This window comes from Oerskovia sp. Root22, from assembly GCF_001429135.1.
GTDB classification, from domain to species: domain Bacteria; phylum Actinomycetota; class Actinomycetes; order Actinomycetales; family Cellulomonadaceae; genus Oerskovia; species Oerskovia enterophila.
On sequence record NZ_LMIL01000005.1, the window covers coordinates 533 to 16,606 of the forward strand.

The window sequence follows — 16,074 nt, forward strand, 5'->3', positions numbered from 1 at the left end:
CCAGGGGGCTCCGGTGATCACGCCGTGCTCCGCGGAGCCAGGCGGAGCCCAGGGCGGGCTGTCGAACGCCGCGGGGATCAACTACAACGGCCTGACCGATTCGGCCGAGGCCTGTGTGACGGTCGCTGCGATCACGGTCGACAAGACCATCAGTGCTGGGCCTACGCCCAACGGTGACGGGACGTGGACCATCGTCTACGACCTGGTCGCGACCAACACTGGTTCGGCTGCTGGGGACTATGACCTGAGCGACCGGTTGCATTACGGCGAGGGCATCGAGATCACCAGCGCCGCGGTCACCAGCGCACCCCGACGGTGTCCAGACCAATCTGGACTGNGACCTGGTCGCGACCAACACTGGTTCGGCTGCTGGGGACTATGACCTGAGCGACCGGTTGCATTACGGCGAGGGCATCGAGATCACCAGCGCCGCGGTCACCAGCGCACCCGACGGTGTCCAGACCAATCTGGACTGGACGGGGCTGGGCGCCGACGGCGCCCCAGCGAACGTCGTGGCTACGGGGATCGAGCTCGCCGCCGGTGGGACTCACACCTATCAGGTGACGGTCACTGTCCAGATGGACGAGGCCACCATCGATCCTGGCGAGCTCCAGTGCCCGGCCCCGGGCTCGGGGGAGAACGGTGGTCTGGCGAACTCGACGACCCTGACCCACAACGGGACCGTCGCGCAGGACGACGTGTGCGCCACGCTGCCACTGATTGACGTCACCAAGACGATCAGCTTTGGTCCTACCCCCAACGGTGACGGGACGTGGGCGATCGTGTATGACCTGGTCGCGAGGAACACGGGTGCGGCTGCGGGGGACTATGACCTGAGCGACCAGTTGCACTACGGCGAGGGCATCGAGATCGTCAGGGCCGCAGTCACCACGGCGCCGGACGGTGTGACGACCAACGCTGACTGGACGGGGCTGGGGGCCGACGGAGCTCCCGTGAACGTCGTGGCCGCGGGGATCGAGCTCGCTGCCGGTGGGACTCACACCTATCGGGTCACGGTCACGGTTGAGATGGACGATGCCGCGATCGATCCTGGCGCGCTCCAGTGCCCGGCCCCGGGCTCGGGGGAGAGCGGTGGTCTGGCGAACTCGACCACCCTGACCCACAACGGTGAGGTTCAGGGCGACGACGTGTGCGCCACCCTGCCACTGATCGACGTGACCAAGACCATCAGTGCTGGTCCCACGCCCAACGGTGACGGGACATGGACGATCACCTATGACCTGGTCGCATCGAACACCGGTGCGGCTGCAGGCGACTATGACCTGAGCGATCAGCTCCAGTACGGCGCGGGCATCGTCATCGGTACCGCCGCGGTGACCGCCTCACCTGAGGGTGTGGCGACCAACGCGGGCTGGACCGGTCAGGGTGCTGCAGGCTCGGCGGAGAACGTCGTCGCCACCGACGTCACGCTCACGGCCGGCGCGAACCACACCTATCAGGTGCAGGTCGTCGTCTCTCTCGACCAGGCTGTGGTCACCCCGGAGACACTGCAGTGCCCGGCCCCCGGGTCTGGTGAGAACGGGGGACTGGCGAACTCGACCGAGCTCACCCACAACGGTGAGACCACTGGCGACGACGCATGTGCCACCCTGCCGCTGATCGAGATCACCAAGTCCCTGTCGGGCGCGGTGACCCCGGTCGAGGGTGAGGACGGCGTGTACGACGTGGTCTACGAGCTCACGGTCACCAACCGCGGACCGGGTAGTGGGCACTACGACCTGGACGATGCGCTCGCACCGGGCGAAGGCGTGCAGGTCGTGGGGATCCAGGACATCGTGACCGACGCCCCGGAGCGAGTCGGGTTCAACGAGGCCTACGACGGTCTGGAGAACCTGCGCATGGTGACCGGGCAGCCGATCGCCGGTGCGACAGGTGCACCGGTGGTGCACACCTACACGGTCACGGTCCGCTACGCGGCTGATCTGTCCGCTGTGCAGGTCCCGGATTCGGACATCTGCACCACGGACGAGGGCGGGGCGGTCCCGGGCGCACTGAACAACGTCGCCTCGGTCGGGTGGAACGCCCTGGAGGGCACGGACGACGAGTGCGTGCGCCCCGGCAAGCCGACCTTGGACAAGGCCCTGGTCTCGGCTCAGCCAGTCGGCGGCGGGCAGTGGGAGGTCGTCTACGACCTGACCGTGGGCAACGTCGGTGTCGAGGCAACCACGTACGACCTGGATGACGAGCTCCTCTTCGCACCGGTCATCACGGTCGAGTCCGTCAACGTCACCGGCCCCGAGGGCATCGCCCTCAACGCCGGCTTCGACGGGGACAGCGACCAGCGCATCGCCACCGATGTCAGCATCGGTGGCCTGGACGATGACGGGTACGCCCCGCACGTCTACCGGGTCACCGTCATCGCAGGCGTGTCGTTGCACTTCGCCGATATCGGCCAGGACGGGACCGGCTCCCCAGCCTGCACCGCCCCGACCGGCTCGAACACCCTCGAGCAGGGACTGAACAACGCGGCGACGCTGACTGACGAGAACGGCAACACCCAGACCGACACGGACTGTGCACCGGTGCCCTCGATCGACATCACCAAGTCGATCATCGGCAACCCGGTCAAGGACGCGAACGGCACCTGGGCAGTCACCTACGAGATCGTCGCTATCAACGACGGTGCAGCCCAGGGCGACTACACCCTGACCGACCGTCTGCGGTACGGCACCGGCATCGACGTGACGTCCTCGACCGTCACGTCCGCTCCCGAAGGCGTGACGCCTTCGGCCACATGGACCGGTCAGGGAGGCGAGGGCGACCCCGTCAACGTCGTGGCCACCGACGTGCCACTCGAGGCGGGAGGAATTCACAACTACCAGGTGCAGGTCCACGCGAAGGTCGATCCCACAACCACTGACGCATCGACATACGCCTGCCCCGCCCCCGGCACCGGGGAACCCGGAGGGTTCGCCAACGTGGCCGGCATCGCTCACAACGACCTTGCCGACACCGCAACGGCATGCGCGACACCCGACAAGCCTGGCGACCCCGGGACCCCGGGCAAGCCAGGCGGTGGCCTCGCCCTCACCGGCGCATCCATCGGCTGGATCGCTGGAAGTGCGGCTCTGCTCATCCTGATCGGGGCACTGGCGCTCATGGCAGCACGTCAGCGACGCACCACTAACTAGACGGGGTCTGTGCCTCGCCGCCCAACAGGCGGCGAGGCACAGACCCCGCCGGTCCTCGCAGCAAGACGCTGCCCGCGCGGGGCAGCCCTCGGAGGGAGGCGTACGAGTGCACACCTCGCATTCGGATCTCGGAGTGTTCCAACGACTACGTCACGCAATGATCCGCTGGTGGCGTCGACAGATCTGCACCCAGGACGCCGAACCCTCGTACTCTGACCTCGACCTTCACGACGGCCTCAGTCCGAAGGCACAGGACCCAGCTGTGTCGCCAGACTGCCAGCGGGGCGTGGAAGCAGGCAGACCGCCCAATCCGGCGAAGTGACATGAAGTCCATCTTCGGCGTCCGTCGGAGGTGGCTGAATGGCCGGTCTCGCGGGGGCGTGGTGCACCTGTGATGATGGCGTGGGCGGCGCGATCGAGGTCGGACCGGACGGGTATGGCAAGCCGCTGTCGCGGCTCAAGGATCGGGTACGTGCCGGCCGGGTAGGCGCGGCCCCGGCGGCGAACATCGAAGTGTTGCGGCGGTGCTAGTCGATCGGCCAGGGCATCCCTGATCGCCAGGAGGTGCGGGCTGGGGTACGAAGGTCGTCGACCGGCTCGCGGCGGACCTGCGGGCGGCGTTCCCCGGACAGCGGGGCTGGTCGAGGCGGAACCTGCTCTGCATGCGCTCAGTCGCCCGCGCCTGGCCTGGGTGGTGAGGAATTGGTGCAACATGCTGTTGCACAACTTCTCTGGGGCCGGGGCCAATACCTCATGGGGGTATCTTTGGCCGGTGCGAGGGAACGAGAGCAGGACCGAGGGCGACAGGACGGATCCTGGCGGGAGCGCGACGCGACGTCCTCGCAGGACCGTCCCCGGACTGACCGTGTGCCGCCTGTGCGTCGGCGAGACGCTCGGCGCGGGTGACCCGCTCCCGGGCGGCCAGCTCGCGCGCGTCGAGGCGATCGCCGCGAGCGGCGACGCGGGCCTGACCCTGGTCGACTGCCTCGACGCGTGCGAGCGCGGGGACGTGGTCGTCGTGCGCCCCACGCCCGCCGCCCGGGTCGAGGCAGGCCCGGTCTGGTTCGAACGGCTGGCCGGCGACGCGTCGAGCGAGGCGCTGCACCGCTGGGTGCGGGCGGGCGGGCCCGGGCGGTCGCCCGTCCCCGAGGCCCTGGCCGGGCTTCGTATCGAGGCTCCGTAGCGGGTCCTGCGGAGACGCCGCCGCGTCCCAGGGAATACACCGACGGTCCGACGGCGTTCCTTCCTCGGCTACTATCGGTAGCCGCGGGCGACGATCGCCCGCACCGCCGGTCCTCGGGCCGGCCCGAACGGGAGTCGAATCCTTGCTGAACCGGTGGAACTTCACCGCGCGCCGTGACGTCGATCTGCGACGAGTCGCCAGCGCGCTCTGTTGTTGACCCACTGAACCGCTGGGCCCCGCGGCCCGCACAGCAGTCCTCCCCACCCTCCTGACCTCGGCGTGCCCGCCGCGAGCCCGTGCTGCACGGACCCGCCCCGGCTGCGCTGCGCACGAGGCGCGCGACCCGTACGGGCTCGCGTCCCTGACGTCGGGATCCTCCTTCCTCCGGGCCGGGACGACTGCGCTCCCTCCCTCTCGCGATGCTCGCGATCCCTGGGCGCCCCACGCGCCCGTGACGAAGAAAGCAGAACCGTGCCCTCCTCCTCTTCCTCCTCGCAGGCCGTGGCTCCCGCCGCGCCGGAGAAGTCCGCGAACGGTGCCCCCGCGCCCAAGCGCCGCCTGAAGGCGCCGTCCTTCACGGTCCAGATCCTCGTCGCCCTCGTGCTGGGCGTGCTGCTCGGCTGGGCCGCGCTGTCGATGGGTCCGGCGTCCGGCGCCGGCACCCCCGACGAGGTCCCGAACTGGCTCACGACGACGCTCGCGACGATCGGCTCGTCGTTCGTGACGCTGCTCAAGGCGATCGTCCCGCCGCTCGTCTTCACGGCGATCGTCGCGTCGATCGCGAACCTGCGGAACGTGACCAACGCCGCGCGCCTCGCGGGCCAGACCATCCTGTGGTTCGCCATCACGGCGCTTGTGTCCGTGGTGATCGGGATCGGGCTGGGCCTCGTGCTCAAGCCCGGGGCGAACACCACGCTCTCGGCGGCCGACGGCAGCGAGCCGGGCGGCTCGGGCTCGTGGCTCGACTTCCTCAACGGCTTCATCCCGAGCAACTTCCTGGGCATCGGGGCGCGCACGCAGATCGAGCAGGTCGAGGGCGTCGTGAACGGCGCGAGCACGTCGATCTCGTTCAACGTGCTCCAGATCGTCGTCATCTCGCTGATCATCGGCATCGCGGCGCTCAAGTCGGGCAAGAAGGCCGACCCGTTCCTGGCGTTCAACCGCTCGGCGCTCTCGATCATCCAGACCGTCCTGTGGTGGATCATCCGCCTCGCGCCGCTCGGCACGCTGGGCCTCATCGGCAACGCCGTCGCGACGTACGGGTGGGACTTGCTGGCCCCGCTCGCGACGTTCGCCGCTGCGATCTACATCGGTCTCGCGCTCGTGCTGTTCGTCGTCTACCCCGTGATCCTGCGGACCAACGGTCTGAAGATCACGAGCTACTTCAAGGGCGCCTGGCCCGCGATCCAGCTCGCGTTCGTGTCGCGCTCCTCGATCGGCACGCTGCCCGTGACGCAGCGCGTGACCGAGCGGAACCTCGGCGTCCCGCGCGAGTACGCGTCGTTCGCCGTGCCGCTCGCCGCGACCACCAAGATGGACGGTTGCGCCTCGATCTACCCGGCGATCTCCGCGATCTTCATCGCCCAGCTCTTCGGGATCGACCTGTCCTTCACGGACTACCTGCTCATCGCGTTCGTGTCCGTCGTGGGTTCCGCGGCGACCGCGGGCCTGACCGGCGCGATCGTCATGCTCACGCTGACGCTGTCGACGCTGGGCCTGCCGCTCGCGGGCGTGGGCCTGCTGCTCGCGATCGACCCGATCCTCGACATGGGCCGCACCGCGGTCAACGTCGCGGGTCAGGTGCTCGTGCCGACGGTCGTGGCCAAGCGTGAGGGCATCCTCGACCTCGAGCAGTACGAGGGCGTGAACGTGGAGGACCTGTTCACGGACGACGAGGACGAGTCGAACGAGTCCACGGTCGCGTCGGACGTCGACTCGTCGACCGCGAACGCGTCCGACAAGCCTGCGGCCTCGGCCGCCGACGAGGAGCTGGTCGGGGCGCGCTGACGCCACGTCCCACCCGCCTCCCGCTGAGTGCGGAGTAGTTGTCGTCGATGCGACGTATCGACGACAACTGCTCCGCACTCAGCGTTTCCCGGGAGGTCAGCGGTCCCGGGGTGTGAGGACCTCGAGGCGCTGGCGATACTCCGTCTCGTCGATCTCTCCGCGCGCGTAGCGCTCGCCCAGGATCGAGACGGGGTCGTTGCCGCCGCGCCAGGCGCCCGGACCGCCGGGGTGCCCCCACGGCCCGCCGCGCCTGGCGCGGCGGGCGAACAGGAAGATCACGGTGGCGAACAGGGCGAACCACAGCAGCGGGAAGACGAACCACCACGGTCCCGGTCCCCAGCCCGCGCCGCCGTGGGCGAGGACGTCGGTCGTCGCGGTCGTGAGAGTGGTGAGCATGGGAGCCTCCTGGGTGGGCTGGTGACGCGCGGCGGGCGCCGCGTCCGGCCGCGGGATGCGGCCACGTCTCCAGGCTTCCCTCCGGGGCGACGTCCGTCGTCGGTCCGGGGATGTCTGTCGCGTACCCCGCTGGTACCGCCCGGGCCGGGGGAGGCCGGCAGGCTCAGCGCCCCTGGCCCCAGCCCGGGCGCACGATGCCCGCCTCGTAGGCAGCGACCACGAGCTGTGCCCGGTCACGTGCTCGCAGCTTGGTCATGACGCGCGAGACGTGGGTCTTGACGGTCGACTCCGACAGGTACAGCGCCCGCGCGATCTCCTCGTTGGACAGCCCGCGAGCGACCTCGACCAGGACCTCGTGCTCGCGCGGCGTGAGGTCGGTGAGCCCGGGCACGGGCGCGACGGTGCGCGTCGCGTCGGCCACGCGCGCGAGCAGCCGGCGGGTCACGGTCGGGGAGAGGAGCGCGTCCCCGCCCGCGGCGACCCGCACGGCGCGTACCAGGTTCTCGGGCTCGGTGTCCTTGACGAGGAACCCGCTCGCGCCGCTGCGGATCGCCTCGGTCACGTACTCGTCGAGCTCGAACGTGGTCACCACGACCACGTGCACGCCCGACGCCGCCGGGTCCGCCACGATCCGCCGCGTCGCCTCGAGCCCGTCGAGGCCGGGCATGCGGATGTCCATGAGCACGACGTCGGGCAGCAGGTCGAGCGCGAACCGCACCGCGTCGTCACCCGTCGCGGCCTCGCCCACGACCTGGAGGTCCGGTTCGGAGTCGATCAGTGCGCGGAAGCCTCCGCGCACGAGGCTCTGGTCGTCGGCGAGCACGACGCGGATCATGGGTTCTCCTGGTCTGCGGGGGTGCGGTCGGTGGTGGGGTCCTCGTCCGGCCCGACGGCGCCGCGCGCCTCCCACGGGAGCCTCGCCTCGACGAGGAAGCCGCCCCGCGGTCCGGGGCCGGCCGTGAGGGTCCCGCCCGCGTCGGTCACGCGCTCGCGCATGCCCCGCAGGCCGTATCCCTCGGCGTCGAGCCGGTCGTCGTGCCCGCCCGACCGCGACGGGTCCGCCGGCCGGTCCGCGGGGGCGGCTCCGTCGTCGGACACCGTGACCACGAGGGAGCGGGGCAGGCCTGTGCGCGGGGTGGGGGCCGAGGCGTCGCCCGTGCCGACCACCCGGACCTCGACCGTCGTGCGCGTGGCGCCCACCGCATGGCGCTGGACGTTGGTGAGCGACTCCTGGACCACGCGGTAGACGATCCCGGCCAGGCGAGGGGCGGCGTCGTGCGCGGCGTCCTCGACCGTGAGACCGACCGCGACGCCCGGGACCGACCCGACCAGGCGCGGTAGCGCTCCGAGGTCCCACGCGGGCGAGCGGGGGACCTCGCCGCCCTCGGCGCGCACGATGCCGAGCACGGTCCGGACCTCGTCGAGCGACTCGCGGCTCGTCGCACGGATCGCGGCGAGGGCCGCACGAGCCTGCTCGGGGTCGCGGTCCAGGAGGTGCAGCCCGACGCCCGCCTGCACGTTGATCGCCGACAGCGAGTGGGCCAGGACGTCGTGCAGCTCGCGCGCGATGCGCAGGCGCTCGGCCGTCACGGCGTTGACCTCGTGCTCGCGCCGGGCCGCACGGACCGCCGCCATGCGGGCGACGCGCCCCCTGGCGCCGCCGGCGGCGAGCAGGGCGACCGTCGTCCAGGCGAGCCCTCCGAGCAGCGCGACCGTGGGGGGCCCGCCCCGCAGCGTCGCCGCCGTGGTCGTGATCCCCGCGAGCACCACGACGCCCGACCACGCGACGACGCGCCCGTGCGCAGCGGGTCCCGCGAGCATCACGGCCGCGAGGACCGCGACCGTCGGGACGAGCACGGGCCCCCACGGGTAGCCCAGCAGCAGGTAGGCGCCCGTCGCGGCGAGGCTCAGGGTGGTGGCCAGGACGTGGCGGCGCGGGATGGTCGCGAGCACCATGGGCGAGACCAGCACCAGGGCGAGCGCGAGCGCGTCGAGGGGCTCGGCGTCGGGCTGGCCGTGCGCGGCGCCCAGGGTGCCGAGGACCGCGACGAGCGCCGTGACGATCGCGAGGAAGAGGCGCGGACGGCGGTGGTCGAACGGTCCGGTGAGGTCGACGGGGTCGGTCGGGCCGTCGCTCGGCCCGCCCTCGCTGCCGTCGTGCGACCAGGACCAGGGACCCGTCGGGCCGGGTCGCTCGCCACGCCACGGCGGGCCCCACGGAGCGCCCGGGGACCCTGTGGACCTCCCGTCGCCGACCATGCGGCCACGCTACGCCGAGGGGAGGGAAGGCGCGTCCGCCCCGGGTACCGTCGGGGGCGGTACGCGGGTGCCGGGGGCTGGCGGTGCCGGGGTGCCGCGAGCCGGGTGCTGGTGCCGAGGTAGAACGTGCTGCGCGAGGTAGAACGCAGCGCGTACTACCTCGCGCAGCACGTTCTACCTCGCGGGGAGTCCGGGGGATCGGGAGGGGGTGGCCCGAGCAAGACGTACCGCCGACGGTCCCGTCCAGACCGACCCTGCTACGACCGACGCCCCGACGACTGGCGCCCCGCTACGACCGACGCCCCGCGGGCGACCCCTCCGCGTCGAGCCGGGCCACGAGCCGTGGGCCCGCGACCTCGCGGTAGGACATGTCGAGCAGCTCGGCGACCTCCTGCCAGTCGACCGGTGCGGCCTCGAGGTCGAGCCCGAGCCAGCCGGCCGGCCCGTAGTAGGCCGGTACGAAGAAGCGAGGGTCCTGCGCGAGCGCGGCCTCCTCGGCGGGGTCCACCTTGACGAGCAGCGCGTCCGGGTACTGCCGGGCGGGCGACGTGGGGGTGGCCTTGGTCATGCCGCCGTGGACCGCGAACAGCAGCCGTGCCCGGAACGTCACGCGTCCGTGCGAGACCCTCTCCTCGACGCCCGGGAAGGCCAGGGCGAGGCGACGCAGCTCGCCGAGGTGAGCGGCGTCGTCGGGCGTGGAGGCGGCAGGCATGGTTCCAGCGAACCATGCGGCACCCACGCGCACCGTTGGGTGCGGAGTTCTTGTGCAACACGCCCGGCGTGTCGCACAAGAACTCCGCACTCAGAGCTGAGGGTGCGTCAGACCTCGAGCACGACCTTGCCGCGCACGTGCCCGTCCGCGACCTGCTGGACGGCCCACGCGGCCTCGGTCAGCGGGAAGCGCGCCGAGATCTCCAGGGTCAGCAGCCCGGCCTCGGCGAGCGCGAGCGCCTCGCGCAGCGCGCCCTTGCGGGACGTCTTGGTCGCGATGCCCGCGGCGAGCGACTCCTCGGTCTCCACGAGCGTCACGGCGCGCGGGCTGCCGTCGCGGGTCAGGCCGTCGGGTCCGAGGAGCTGGACGGTCTGGGCGACGGTCTCCGGGGACCCGACCAGGTCGATGACGGCCGTCACCGCGGAGAGCCCGTCCGGCAGGGCGCGGACCGCCTCGGTGAGCCCCGGGCCGTACGCCACGGGCGTCGCGTCGAGCCCGCGCAGGTAGTCGTGGTTCGCCGCGGACGCCGAGCCGACGACGCGCGCCCCGAGGGCCTTCGCGATCTGCACCGCCGCAGAACCGACCCCGCCCGACGCCCCGTGGATCAGCACCACGTCCTTGTCGCCGACGCCGGCCTGGGCCAGCGCCGAGAACGCTGCGGCTGCGGCGACGGGCAGGACCGCGGCCTGCTCGAACGACACGTTGGCGGGCTTGGCCCGCGTCTTGGCAGCCTGGACCACCGACCTCTCGCGCTGGGCCCCCGTGCCGCTCCAGACGACCTCGTCGCCCACCGAGAAGCCCTCGACGCCCTCGCCCACGGCCTCGACGACCCCGGCGGCCTCGAAGCCGAGCACCTGCGGGAACTCACCGGCACCGCCGAACTTCCCGGCGAGCTTCTTCACGTCCGCCGGGTTGACCCCGATCACGCGGTTAGCGACGACGAGCTCCCCGTCACCGGGCGCCGGCACGGGCTCGTCGCCGACGCGCAGGACGTCGACACCGCCGTGGCGGTCGTAGAAGATCGCGGTGCTCATGGGTCTACCTCTTCGAGATGTGGGGGCGCGGGGAGGAAGATGTGCGGTTCGCGCGAAACCGGTTTGCCACTCTTCCATCCCGGACGGAGTCCTGTCATGCCCGACGACGGTGGGTCGCGCTGCTGGTCAGGTGCGGTCGGGCGTCGCGAGCCCGGGCTGGGGGGCCGACGGTGGGGCCTGCTCGCGGACCGCTGCGAGGACCACGGGATCTGCGCAGCCACGCGCGAAACCGTTGATCCGCCGCTGGATGTCGCGGCTCAGGAGCCACGACCCGATGCGCTCGGCCAGGGGAGCGAGCCACGCGGGGCGGCACGTGAAGCTGTACCGCCACACGGCTCTCGTCGCGGCGTGCTCGGGGTGTTCTACGTCACGGCCAGGAGCGGGTGAGAAACGCCAGCCGCCCGCCATGCTCGCGAAGAACCACGGGCCCTCGACCATCTTCATCCCGACGTTGGTCGGCGGGTTGTACGAGACGTACTCGCTGACCATCCGCAGGCCCGCGCGGTGCCGGGTGAGGGTGCGGACCCCCTTGGCGGGGGCCGTCGCGTCGTCGAGGAACCGCTGGGAGTGGATGAACGGGTCCCAGCGCAGACGGACGTCGCCCGTGGTCTGCGAGACCGCGAAAGCGGTGGCAGGGTCCACGGGGACGATCACGGACGACTCGACGACGGGCACGCTCCGATCCTTGCACGGGGGACCCACAGAGTCCCGGGGGAGTCGACGAGCCCGGTGGGACCCCGGCTGCTGCCGAGGCAGCGGCGGGCTGACGAAGGCCTCGTGGGCTCCCGCCTCGGCCGGAGTACGTGCGGCGTCTCAGAAGGTGCGTCCGGCGACGTCCGGGCGGAGTGACGCAGTCAGGAGATCGCGCAGGCGATCAGGGGGAAGAGGTGTGCCCTTGTCCGCGAGGTAGTCCCGGGCGAAGAGGTCCGGGTCGGCGGCGTAGACGTTCGTGTACGCGCCCGATTCTGGCTCGAACCGCCAGGACTCGGCGAGGCTGCCTGCATCGACCGGCTCGAACCCCAGCGTGCCGACCAGCTCCGACACCGCGTGCAGGGCGTCGGCGTCGTCGCCCGCGACCGCAAGCCCGGACCGGTCGGGGGCCTCCGCAGGGCGCGCCAGCAGCGGGATGTGGTGCGCGACGATGTTGTTGAACGCCTTGACGATCACGGCGCCGGGCAGGAGCGACTGCTCGTGCTCGGCCGTGGTCACGGCCCCCGAGTCGAGGTCCTCGATCCGCCCGTCGCGCGACGGGTAGTAGTTGCCCGTCGAGAGCACGGCCTTGCCGTCGAGCGCGTCGAGCGCGTCGACCGGGAGGGCGTCGTACGCCGACAGCGGCACGGCGAGGACGACGATCTCGCCGAAGCGTGCCGCTTCGGCGACGTCACCCGCCCGGACTCTCCCGTCGAGCTCGTCGACGAGCCCGGTCAGCGACTCCGGGCCCCGAGAGTTCGCGATCGTCACCTCGTGCCCAGCAGCGACCGCGAGTCGTGCGATGCCGGCGCCGATCGCGCCGCTGCCGATGATCCCCAGCCTGGCCATGGTCATTCCTCCAGTCGTCGTACGTCGTCTTCTCGCTGTCCAGCACCGCTACCTGATGTACGCTGAAACACGTACATCGAAATGTACACCCTCTGGTGAACATGGCAACGTATGCCGAGAGAGAAGGGTGCGAAGGTGGCCAGTCGTCTGGCGAAGCCGCTCACGATCCCCGCCGTGGACGAGATCGACCTCTTCGAGGTCATGTCGGCGCTGGCCGATCCCGTCCGCCGTGCGCTCGTGGCTTACATCGCCGCCGACCCGGGGACGTCATGCAGCACCTCCAGCTTCGGCGTGTCCAAGTCGGCGCTCACGAGGCACTGGCGAGTGCTCCGGGAGTCCGGGCTGATCCGCCAGGAGGTGGACGGCACGCGCCACCGCAACTGGCTGCGCCGCGAGGAGCTCGACAGCCGCTTCCCCGGACTGATGCCGCTCGTCCTCAGAGAGCTGGCCGTTCCGCCCCCGTCGACGAGCGCCCTGGGCGCGGACACCCCGGGGCCACGGTGACGGGCGCACCCGAGGCGCGTGACGCCGTCGTGCGGGCGCGGTTGCTGGCGCTGCGCGACGAGGGCACGGCCCGTACCGAGGCCCTGCGCGGCGAGGTGGCCGGGATCGTCGAGGCGTCCAAGGACTCCAACGCCGACGACGAGCACGACCCGGACGGCGCGACCATCGCGTTCGAGCGAGCCCAGGTCGGCGCGCTCCAACGGCTCGCCGAGCAGCAGGTCGCCGAGGTCGACGCCGCCCTCGCCCGGCTCGACGCAAGCACGTACGGCACGTGCGAGGCGTGCGGCGGGCCCGTGGGCGAGGCGCGGCTCGAGGCCCGCCCGACCGCGCGGCTGTGCATCGCGTGCGCGTCGGCCGCCGGCAGGTCCGGACGCGAGAGGAGGTAGACCCGGGCGGGCGAGGTGTCCGCCTCGCCCGCCCGGGTCCACCGGACCGGCCGGTGCGAGGGCCTACTTGTGCGGGACCCCCGCGATGAGCCCGCCGTCGATGATGAACTCGGAGCCCGTCGAGTAGCTCGACTCGTCGCTCGCGAGGAACAGGACGAGCTGCGAGACCTCCTCGGGCTCGGCGGGACGGCCCAGGGGGATGGGCAGGAGGTCGTGGCTGATCTTCTCGGTCATGGGCGTCTTGATGAATCCCGGGTGGACCGAGTTGACGCGCACGCCCGAGGGGCCGAGGTCCAGGGCCACGGACTTGGTGAGCCCGCGGACGCCGAACTTCGACGCGACGTAGCCGTGCAGGCCCGCGCTGCCGCGCATGCCCTCGACCGACGAGATGTTGATGATCGACCCGCGCCCGGCCTTGGCCATGACCGGGGCGACGGCGTGGATGCCGAGGAACGTGCCCGTGAGGTTGATGTCGATGATCTTGCGCCACATGTCGGGCGTGAACTCGGTGATGGGCGCCGCGTTCGCGATCCCGGCGTTGTTGACGAGCACGTCGATGCGGCCGAACGTCTCGAGCGTGAACGCGACGGCGGCGTCCCAGTCCTCCTCCTTGGTCACGTCGAGGTGGATGTACGCGGCGTTCTCGCCGAGCTCGGTGGCGAGCGCCTCGCCCTTGGCGTCGTCGAGGTCGGCGACGACGACCTTGGCGCCCTCGGCGACGAGCGCCTTGGCGTGGGTGACGCCCATGCCTCCGGTTCCTCCGGTGACGATGGCGACCTTGTTGAACACGCGGCCCATGGTGGGGCCTCCTTTCGGGTGTGCCCGGGGTCGGGGGAGCCCTCGTGGGGTGCCCGACGGCGGAGCGTGCGGTGTGCGGTGAAGCCCGCCTGCGCGGGTGGGGCGCCGGGTCAGTTCGGCGCGGTCCACCAGGAGGCGAGCGAGGTGCGGGCGATCCGGGGGAAGAACTCCGGGTCGCGCGGCACGGGGGTGGCGAGCCACGACTCGAGGGCCCCGACCGAGCCGAGCCCGACGTAGCACGCGTACGCGTGGGCGGCCTGCTCGACGTCCGTGGGCCCGGCGTCGTGGGAGACCGGCATGAGGTGCGGGTGGCTCACGAGGAAGGCTCGCAGCGTCTCGGTGAAGTGCTCGGCGAGCAGCCGGAACAGGGGCGCGCTGAGCCCGCCGTCGCGAGCACGCTCGTAGATGTCGGCGTGCGCGTCGACGTGCCCGGCGACCGAGCGGGTGATGGAGTCGACGACCCGGCGGGGATCGGGGGGCGTGGCGGTGGCGGTGCTCGTCTCCGTGCCGGCTCGGGGTGCACCCGGGCCGGGCCCGCCCTCCTGGGCGGCTCCGCCGTCGGGCATCACGCCGACAGTCGCGAAGAGCTCGTCGCGGATCGCATCGAGCTCGGTGCGCAGGATGCCCGTGAGGAGATCGGCCGGGCTGCTCGCGTGGTCGTAGAAGGTCGCGCGGTTGATCCCGGCGCGCGCGGCGACCTGGGACACGGTGACGTCGTCGATGTCGTGCTCGGTGGCGAGCTCGAGGACCGCGGTCCGCAGTGCTGCGGTCGTGCGTTCGATGCGGGGGTCCATGTCGCCTCCTCGGTGGGTGCGGGACGGGCCCGCGAAACGTGCTGACACTTCGACAGTACGCCCGGGCAACCATTTTGGCAACGCCTGTCGTCTAAGCGCGGCCGAGACGCGGAAAGGGCGGAAAGTCGGTCCTGTCGGCCCTGTCCCGAACGACCCGGACGCCTCGCCGGGCGGTCCTCCTGGCACGGACCTACCGTGGGAAGGTCGGGCGGATCGACCGACCCGCCCTCCCTCCTGCCAAAGGGACGAACATGTCCGGATCGAACCGTGGTGCAGAGTCCGAGGAGCGCGACGTCGTCGCCATGAACCCGCTGTTCTCCCGACCGGGAGAGGCGACCGAGCTGCCTCGCAACGTCCTGCCGCCGGGGGAGTCCTTCCCCGAGACGGCCTACCAGATCGTCCACGACGAGGCGATGCTCGACGGCAACGCCCGCCTCAACCTCGCGACGTTCGTCGGCACCTGGATGGACCCCTACGCGCAGAGGCTCAACGCCGAGACCGCCGACAAGAACATGATCGACAAGGACGAGTACCCGGCCACGGCCGCGATCGAGACCCGGTGCTGGAAGATCCTCGGCGACCTGTGGAACGCGCCGGACCCGGCGAGCACGATCGGGACCTCGACCATCGGGTCCTCCGAGGCCGCCATGCTGGGCGGGCTCGCGCTCAAGCGGCGCTGGCAGCACGCGCGCCGCGCCGCGGGGAAGTCGACCGAGAAGCCCAACCTCGTGCTGTCGAGCGCGGTCCAGGTCTGCTGGGAGAAGTTCTGCAACTACTGGGACGTCGAGGCCCGCTACGTCCCCATCTCGCTCGAGCACAAGGTGCTCGACGGGTTCGAGCTCGAGAAGTACGTGGACGAGAACACGATCGGGGTCGTCGCGATCCTCGGGGTCACGTACACCGGGGCCTACGAGCCGGTGGAGAAGATCTCGGCCGTGCTCGACGAGATCCAGGCCGCGACCGGGCTCGACGTCCCCATCCACGTCGACGGCGCGTCAGGAGCCATGATCGCGCCGTTCCTCCAGCCGGACCTGGTCTGGGACTTCCGGGTCGAGCGCGTGGTGTCGATCAACACCTCGGCCCACAAGTACGGGCTCGTGTACCCCGGGCTCGGGTGGGTCGTCTGGCGGGACAAGGCCGCGCTGCCCGAGGACCTCGTCTTCTCGGTGAGCTACCTGGGCGGCGACATGCCGACGTTCGCGCTCAACTTCTCCCGGCCCGGCTCGCAGGTCCTGCTCCAGTACTACCTGTTCCTCCGCCTCGGCTACGACGGCTACTACAAGGTGCAGAAGGCCTCGCAGGACGTCGCG

General features: G+C 71.4%; 14 protein-coding genes and 2 pseudogenes. 7 read left to right on the forward strand and 9 right to left on the reverse strand.

Annotated elements, in window-relative coordinates; all coding sequences use genetic code 11:
• Window positions 1-13: 13 nt before the first annotated feature.
• From ASE15_RS20755 to ASE15_RS04760, 4 genes and pseudogenes are all read left to right on the forward strand, one after another.
• Window positions 14-337, forward strand: a 324-nt coding sequence (locus tag ASE15_RS20755; RefSeq protein ID WP_235534179.1) for a hypothetical protein, incomplete at its 3' end; no start/stop codon positions are given.
• Window positions 338-3,730: 3,393 nt separating this feature from the next.
• Window positions 3,731-3,850: pseudogene (locus tag ASE15_RS21815) on the forward strand (DUF1016 domain-containing protein); the annotation flags it as partial.
• Between the two features lie 74 nt (window positions 3,851-3,924).
• On the forward strand, window positions 3,925-4,335 hold the full coding sequence (locus ASE15_RS04755) for a hypothetical protein (protein ID WP_235534180.1): 411 nt from the start codon (window positions 3,925-3,927) through the stop codon (window positions 4,333-4,335).
• Window positions 4,336-4,836: 501 nt separating this feature from the next.
• Entirely contained in the window at window positions 4,837-6,342 is a 1,506-nt protein-coding gene (locus ASE15_RS04760) for a dicarboxylate/amino acid:cation symporter (RefSeq protein WP_056644371.1), read from the forward strand.
• A 96-nt stretch (window positions 6,343-6,438) separates the two neighbouring features.
• On the opposite strand, the gene ASE15_RS04765 is transcribed toward ASE15_RS04760, so the two are convergent.
• From ASE15_RS04765 to ASE15_RS04795, 7 genes and pseudogenes are all read right to left on the reverse strand, one after another.
• On the reverse strand, window positions 6,439-6,738 hold the full coding sequence (locus tag ASE15_RS04765) for an SHOCT domain-containing protein (protein ID WP_056644373.1): 300 nt from the start codon (window positions 6,736-6,738) through the stop codon (window positions 6,439-6,441).
• A 163-nt stretch (window positions 6,739-6,901) separates the two neighbouring features.
• Window positions 6,902-7,573: a response regulator transcription factor gene (locus ASE15_RS04770; RefSeq protein WP_056644375.1), complete on the reverse strand. Its 672-nt coding sequence runs from the start codon at window positions 7,571-7,573 to the stop codon at window positions 6,902-6,904.
• Window positions 7,570-8,997, reverse strand: coding sequence for a sensor histidine kinase (locus ASE15_RS04775; protein ID WP_056644378.1), 1,428 nt, complete (start codon window positions 8,995-8,997; stop codon window positions 7,570-7,572). Before ASE15_RS04775 ends, ASE15_RS04770 begins: the two co-directional genes overlap by 4 nt.
• 289 nt (window positions 8,998-9,286) lie before the next feature.
• Window positions 9,287-9,709, reverse strand: a complete 423-nt coding sequence (locus ASE15_RS04780; protein WP_056644381.1) for an MmcQ/YjbR family DNA-binding protein — start codon at window positions 9,707-9,709, stop codon at window positions 9,287-9,289.
• Window positions 9,710-9,816: 107 nt separating this feature from the next.
• Window positions 9,817-10,743: an NADP-dependent oxidoreductase gene (locus tag ASE15_RS04785; RefSeq protein WP_056644385.1), complete on the reverse strand. Its 927-nt coding sequence runs from the start codon at window positions 10,741-10,743 to the stop codon at window positions 9,817-9,819.
• Between the two features lie 126 nt (window positions 10,744-10,869).
• Window positions 10,870-11,418 carry a type II toxin-antitoxin system RatA family toxin gene (locus ASE15_RS04790; protein ID WP_056644388.1) on the reverse strand — a complete coding sequence of 183 codons (549 nt, stop codon included), beginning with the start codon at window positions 11,416-11,418 and terminating at the stop codon, window positions 10,870-10,872.
• Between the two features lie 138 nt (window positions 11,419-11,556).
• Window positions 11,557-12,303, reverse strand: a pseudogene (locus ASE15_RS04795) (NADPH-dependent F420 reductase); the annotation flags it as partial.
• 114 nt (window positions 12,304-12,417) lie between these two features.
• Here ASE15_RS04795 and ASE15_RS04800 point away from each other — a divergent pair.
• Both ASE15_RS04800 and ASE15_RS04805 read left to right on the forward strand, forming a co-directional pair.
• Window positions 12,418-12,786 (forward strand): helix-turn-helix transcriptional regulator, encoded by a 369-nt coding sequence (locus tag ASE15_RS04800; RefSeq protein ID WP_056646386.1) that lies wholly within the window; start codon window positions 12,418-12,420, stop codon window positions 12,784-12,786.
• Window positions 12,783-13,172 carry a TraR/DksA C4-type zinc finger protein gene (locus tag ASE15_RS04805; protein WP_231907778.1) on the forward strand — a complete coding sequence of 130 codons (390 nt, stop codon included), beginning with the start codon at window positions 12,783-12,785 and terminating at the stop codon, window positions 13,170-13,172. Before ASE15_RS04800 ends, ASE15_RS04805 begins: the two co-directional genes overlap by 4 nt.
• A gap of 63 nt (window positions 13,173-13,235) precedes the next feature.
• On the opposite strand, the gene ASE15_RS04810 is transcribed toward ASE15_RS04805, so the two are convergent.
• On the reverse strand, window positions 13,236-13,970 hold the full coding sequence (locus ASE15_RS04810) for a glucose 1-dehydrogenase (protein WP_056644391.1): 735 nt from the start codon (window positions 13,968-13,970) through the stop codon (window positions 13,236-13,238).
• Window positions 13,971-14,080: 110 nt separating this feature from the next.
• A complete protein-coding gene (locus ASE15_RS04815) occupies window positions 14,081-14,764 on the reverse strand; it encodes a TetR/AcrR family transcriptional regulator (protein WP_056644393.1) in 684 nt (227 codons plus the stop codon).
• 251 nt (window positions 14,765-15,015) lie between these two features.
• On the opposite strand from ASE15_RS04815, the gene ASE15_RS04820 reads away from it, so the two are divergent.
• Window positions 15,016-16,074 (forward strand): glutamate decarboxylase (locus ASE15_RS04820; protein ID WP_056761944.1); only part of this gene is annotated, 1,059 nt, incomplete at its 3' end.